The sequence below is a fragment of the Thermomicrobiales bacterium genome, from assembly GCA_023954495.1.
Lineage (GTDB): Bacteria > Chloroflexota > Chloroflexia > Thermomicrobiales > CFX8 > JAMLIA01.
Map to the genome: position 1 here is coordinate 1 of JAMLIA010000123.1, position 5,935 is coordinate 5,935.

The following is a 5,935-nucleotide window of genomic DNA, read 5'->3' on the forward strand; positions in this document are numbered from 1 at the left end:
GTCGCAACCGAAAGATCTCCCACCCGTTCGACGCAGTCCAACGCAGGGGAGATTTCTCACTGCGGTTCGAAATGACAGGACAAGGGGTTGGCTGTCGGGTCGGAATGCTCGCCATTGCTGGCATTGCCGACTCGCTGGGCTGGCAACCTCCATGTTCCCCTGTCATCTTGAGGTCGCAACCGAAAGATCTCCCACCCGTTCGACGCAGTCCAACACGGAGAGATTTCTCGGCTGCGGCCTCGAAATGACAGAAGGAAGAGTTAGCTGCCGCGCCGACATGCTCGCCACGTTGGCGCTGATGACCCACCGAGAGGTAGCAAATGCCCCACCTCCCAGGTTCGGGAAGTGGGGCAACGCTCAATAGCGACCGTCTTAAACGAAGGCGTCGGCAATCGCGCGGCGCACGTGGATCGCGTGCTTGCCGAAGCCGGTCACCTGCAGGGTCGGCTGTAGCTCGTAGCGGACGTAATCGCCGACCGCCACCGGATCATCATACGGACGGATGGCGAAGCTCACATCGGCCGAGCCGTCATCCGGTCGAATGAAGCCAATGTTGGCCTTCGCGTCGTAATACGTCACCTGACCAGACCTCGGCGCATGCTCCTGCCATCGGCTGTCCATGACCCTGCTACCTCTGTTCCATACCCTGCGATCGCTCCGCGATTATGCTGCCTGTAGCATACCTGAATAGCCTGTCCTGGCGGGCTATTCCAGCCATTCGATCGACACGCGCTCCGCGCCATGCACCGCCGTCACACGCAAGGTCACATCACCGACGTTCGTGAACCGATGCGGCACACCCGCCGGCACGACCACGACATCACCAACGCCGGCCTGCACCGATGCCTCGCCGATATCGAACTGACCACGACCCTCAGTGACGACGAACACCTCTTCGTAGTCGTGGCGATGCAGACGTGGCCCATCGCCGGGCGCAACCTCGCCGAGCATCAGCGAGATCGTGCTGATGCCATGCTCGGCGGCGTGCATGAAACGGGCGACAACACCGGGGCTGCCGACATTCTGGGGTTGAAGACTCTCCCACGCGACCAATGGTTGCAGGCTGGGGTCCATGTGGGCCTCCATGTCAGTGACGCTGTGCGACAAATCCGCTCAATCCTTCTGCAGCAGGCGCGGCTCGCCAACGCCGGCGGCCTCCAGCACATGGTCAACCACACGCTGCAGCTCATCGCGCTCCGATTGCTCCAGCGGATCCAGCAGGTGTGCCAGCATCTCGCGCCGGCGGCCGCGCCAGGCTTCGATCTGCGCCTTGCCTGAGTCAGTGAGGCTCACGCGCACGACGCGCTCATCGTCGGCACAGCGAGCGCGCCGCACCAGGCCATCGCGCTCCAGCCGCTTGCAGGCCGTCGTCGTCGAGCTTTGCGAGATACCGAGCGCCGTCGCCAACTCGCCGATGCTCGACTGACCGCGCAAGTTCAGGTGACGCAACAACCAGTACTGCTGGGCTGTGATCTCCCCATGCTCAATCGGGCTCGACAACAGATGCAGCTCGCGCCAGAGCATCATCAAGCTTTCCGTCAGCCGATCAGTTGGCATGCTCGCGGCTCCCTTACTCCCGCTAAGTATATTGACAATGCATGTATTTGCGGTACTGGCAGTGCTTCGAATAGAACACGCTCCCTGATCATCCATAATACGGCTTGCAATATACCCCTGGGGGGTATATTATTCCTTGAGGATGCTGAAGAGTGCGCACTCCGCAGCACGTCCGAAACATCTGGAGCTTGCCCGCGCTTCCCCGACTGCGCGCTGATGCACGGCTGGTAATGAGGGCGAGCACCAGACGAACCGACGAGAGCCGGATCGAACGACGGGACGGCGAGCGGAAGATACGGATATGAATCACAACCACAATGGGCACCCGAGCCCAAACACCCATCAACACCAGCATGAGCCGCGGCGGACGAACGAGCGTCATGACCACGCTACACACGCGGGCCACCACGCCGAGCATGCAGAACCGGCTATGCAAGCGCATGAGCATCACGAGCAACACGGCGGCCACGGTGGGCATGGCAATCACGCCACCGAGTTCCGCAACCTGTTCTGGATCATGCTGATCCTCGCGATACCGGTCGTCGCCTTCTCGCCGATGTTCGCCGATCTGGTCGGCTACAGCGTCCCCGACTGGTCCGGCTGGATCTCGCCGATCCTCGGCACAGTTGTCTATTTCTGGGGTGGCTGGCCGTTCCTGACTGGCGCGCGTGATGAGATTCGCGCCCGTGCCCCCGGTATGATGCTGCTCATTGGTCTGGCGATCAGCGTCGCATTTCTGGCGTCGTGGGGCGCAAAGCTCGAAGTCTTACCGCATGATCTCGATTTCTGGTGGGAGCTGGCTCTCCTCATCGTCATCATGCTGCTGGGCCACTGGCTGGAAATGCGCTCGCTCGCTCAGACAACCTCAGCGCTCGACTCACTCGCCGCACTCCTGCCCGACGAGGCCGAGCGCGTTGATGGCGACCAGATAGTCAGTGTTCCTCCCAGTGAGTTGCAGGTCGGCGACATCGTCCTCGTTCGACCGGGTGGGCGGGTTCCTGCCGATGGCCGTGTCGTCCAGGGAACAGCCAGCGTGGACGAGTCGATGATCACTGGCGAATCCCAGCCGGTCCGTCGTGGCGAGGGCGATAGCGTCGTCGCCGGCACGGTCGCAACCGACTCTGGCCTGCGCGTTGAGATCACCGCGGTTGGTGACGACACCACCCTTGCCGGCATCCAGGCACTCGTCGCACAAGCGCAGAACTCGTCCTCGCGGGCGCAGCGCATCGCCGATCGCGCAGCGGGGCTGCTGTTCTGGTTCGCGCTCAGCGCTGCCGTGCTGACCGCGATTATCTGGGCCGTCGTTGGTCTGCCGGACGAAGGTGTCGTTCGAACGATCACCGTCCTTGTCATCGCCTGCCCGCACGCCCTCGGCCTGGCTATTCCGCTCGTCGTCTCGATCGCCACTGAGCGCTCCGCCCGGGCCGGCATTCTGATCAAGGATCGGCTGGCGCTGGAGAGCATGCGCACGGTCGACACCGTGCTGTTCGACAAGACCGGCACGCTCACCAAGGGGGCACCGGTGGTGGTCGAAATCGTCTCTGCTGGCGAGATGCCGCCTGACCGCCTGCTGGCGCTGGCCGCCGCGGCCGAGGCCGAATCCGAACATCCACTGGCGAAGGCCATTGTCAGCGAGGCGCAGAAGCGCGCTATCGCCGTCCCGCCCGCAGCCGACTTTTCCTCGGCACCGGCAGTTGGCGTGCGCGCCATCGTTGATAGCCGGGTAGTCCAGGTCGGCGGACCAAACCTGCTGGAGCAGGAAGGCGGACACGAGCTGGAGGTGGCCAATGACTGGCGACGCGAGGGCGCGATCATCCTGCATGTCCTCGTCGATTCGGTCGTTGCCGGCGCGCTCCGGCTGGCCGACGAAATTCGGCCCGAGTCGTTCGACGCCATTCGTGATCTCCACCGACGATCACTCCAGGTGGTGATGATCACTGGTGACGCCGAAGCGGTTGCAGCCTCAGTTGCCCGCGAGCTGGGCATTGATGAGTACTTCGCTGGCGTCCGCCCTGAGGACAAGGCTGCACGGGTCCAGGAGCTGCAATCTCGCGGTCAGAAGGTTGCGATGGTTGGTGATGGCGTGAATGACGCACCAGCGCTTGCGCAGGCTGATGTCGGCATCGCTATCGGTGCCGGGACGGATGTCGCGATCGCGTCGGCCGGTGTCATCCTTGCGAGCGACGATCCACGGGCCGTCTCATCGGTGATCAAGCTATCGGAGGCGACCTATCGCAAGATGAAGCAGAACCTGTGGTGGGCTGCTGGCTACAACCTGATCGCTGTGCCACTGGCAGCCGGTATCCTCGCGCCAGTCGGCTTTGTTCTGCCAATGGCCGTCGGTGCAACGCTCATGTCTCTGTCGACAATCGTCGTCGCGCTCAACGCTCAACTGCTCCGTCGACTGAACCTGCGGCCGGCAGCGCTCGCCACCACCCCTGCCTGATCCAACGACCAGCCGACTAAAGAATTGCAGGCACCAGAAATCCATTGACATTCAATGCTATTGAGGTGCACACTTCTCCGGTTCTTTCGCGGGGCTGGGTGGCAGGAAGTGAGACCGAATGGCACGGACGTCGACGCACACACGCAGTGGGCAAGCAGTTCCAATCAGCGATGCAGCCGCATCACAATCCGTTAGCCCACGCTCAATAGCGATCTTCGCGGTTGTCTCGCTCGCATTGCTCATGGCCAGCATCGACTCAACCATTGTGGCCGTCGGCCTGCCGGAGATGATGGCCGGGCTGAACACGAACCTCGTCTGGATCTCGTGGGTCATCACCGGCTACAGCCTGACGCAGACGGTCATGATGCCGATGGCCGGCAAGCTGAGCGATGATCTCGGCCGCAAGCGCCTGTTCCTCGGCTGCGTCGTCCTCTTCACCGTCAGCTCACTGCTCTGCGCCATCGCCCCAAGTGTCGAATTGCTGATCGCCTTCCGCGTTCTTCAGGCAGTCGGTGGCGGCGCGTTCCTGCCGTCGGCCGCCGGCATCGTCAGCGATGTCTTCAGCGCCGAGCATCGCGGCACGGCAATCGGGCTGTTCACCAGCGTCTTCCCGATCGGCGGCATCATCGGCCCGAACGTCGGCGGCTGGATGATCGACAACTTCGGCTGGCGCTCGATCTTCTCAGTCAACGTCCCGATCGGCGTCCTGCTGTTCATCACCGGCATCATCCTGCTGCCGGCCGGTGGTCGGATCGTCTCGCGTCGCAGCATCGACCTGGTCGGCGCCGGCGCGTTCGCCACCGGTGTCGTCGCGCTGATGTATGGCATGAGCATCTGGGGCAACCACGTCAGTTTCGAGTGGCAGGTCGGCCTGTGGATCATCATCGGCCTCATCGCGCTGGTGCTGTTCGTCCGCCATGAAGCACGCACGCCGGACCCGATGATCGATTTGCGGCTGCTGAAGGAGCGCGCATTCCTCGCCGCAAATCTCTACAACTTCCTCTACGGCGGCCTCGTCTTCGGCTTCTTCAGCTTCATCCCGCTCTACGCCACGGTTGAATACGGCATGTCCGCCAGCCAGGCCGGCTTCATCCTGACGCCGCGCGCGATCGCGATGATCAGCCTGTCGACCATCTCGTCATTCCTGCTGATTCGCTTCGGCTACCGCATCCCGATGATCGTCGGCATCGTCCTGATCAGCATTGGCCTGTTTATCACCGGACAGGGCTTGCACGACCCGACGATCTTCGGCTTCGAGATGGGCAACCTGGCGTTCCTCTCGCTGACAATCGCCATCACCGGCCTCGGCGTCGGCATCGGCGGTCCGGCGGCCAACAATGCTGCGCTCGACCTGATGCCGGAAGCTGTCGCGCGCATCACCGGACTGCGCGGTATGTTCCGCTCCAGTGGTGGTGTTCTCGGCACGGCCATGATCGTCCTCGTCCTGGCCCACTTCGACGATCAGGCGCGCGGCCTCGAATTCATCTTCACCGGCCTCTCGTTCCTGATCCTGCTCATCATCCCGGTCGTCTTCCTCATCCCCGACACCGCCCGCAACCGCCGCAAGGCGCAGTTGCAAGGCACCCCCCGCTTCGCCAGCGAGGAGTAGGGCTTACCGGGACGACTGCTGATTAGTTTGTAGAACAGATGGGTGATGCGCTCCCCAAATGGAGGGACGTATCGCATACGCCCGGCTGGCTTCGCACCACGTCGGTGCGTGCTTCTCAATATGGTTGACGATCAGATCATCGAACCTGCCAATCGCCGTGCTCTGTCGGCGCACGGCGATTGGCAGGGCGTACGCGATTCGGGCACGCATCACATCCGATGCCGCGGTCCCGTCGGAGATAGAGAATCTGTCCCTGTGCAGCCGCCAACCAGATCGACATCGTTCACCGATGGTTTCAGCTCACCCCATCCCCATCCAGTTGG

5 protein-coding genes are annotated in these 5,935 nt (G+C 62.7%); 2 read left to right on the forward strand and 3 right to left on the reverse strand.

What is annotated here, in order from left to right; translation table 11 throughout:
- Positions 1-372: 372 nt before the first annotated feature.
- The 3 genes from M9890_15155 to M9890_15165 all read right to left on the reverse strand — a co-directional run bounded on the left by M9890_15155 (position 373) and on the right by M9890_15165 (position 1,557).
- Positions 373-621, reverse strand: coding sequence for a cold shock domain-containing protein (locus tag M9890_15155; GenBank protein ID MCO5178291.1), 249 nt, complete (start codon positions 619-621; stop codon positions 373-375).
- Positions 622-705: 84 nt separating this feature from the next.
- Entirely contained in the window at positions 706-1,074 is a 369-nt protein-coding gene (locus tag M9890_15160; protein ID MCO5178292.1) for a cupin domain-containing protein, read from the reverse strand.
- A 39-nt stretch (positions 1,075-1,113) separates the two neighbouring features.
- Positions 1,114-1,557, reverse strand: coding sequence for a MarR family transcriptional regulator (locus tag M9890_15165; protein MCO5178293.1), 444 nt, complete (start codon positions 1,555-1,557; stop codon positions 1,114-1,116).
- Positions 1,558-1,987: 430 nt separating this feature from the next.
- Between M9890_15165 and cadA the strand changes: the two genes are divergently transcribed.
- Together cadA and M9890_15175 are read left to right on the forward strand one after the other, a co-directional pair.
- Complete coding sequence (gene cadA / locus M9890_15170) at positions 1,988-4,003, forward strand: cadmium-translocating P-type ATPase (protein ID MCO5178294.1); 2,016 nt, start codon at positions 1,988-1,990, stop codon at positions 4,001-4,003.
- Between the two features lie 118 nt (positions 4,004-4,121).
- Positions 4,122-5,612, forward strand: coding sequence for a DHA2 family efflux MFS transporter permease subunit (locus tag M9890_15175; protein MCO5178295.1), 1,491 nt, complete (start codon positions 4,122-4,124; stop codon positions 5,610-5,612).
- The last annotated feature ends 323 nt before the right edge of the window (positions 5,613-5,935 follow it).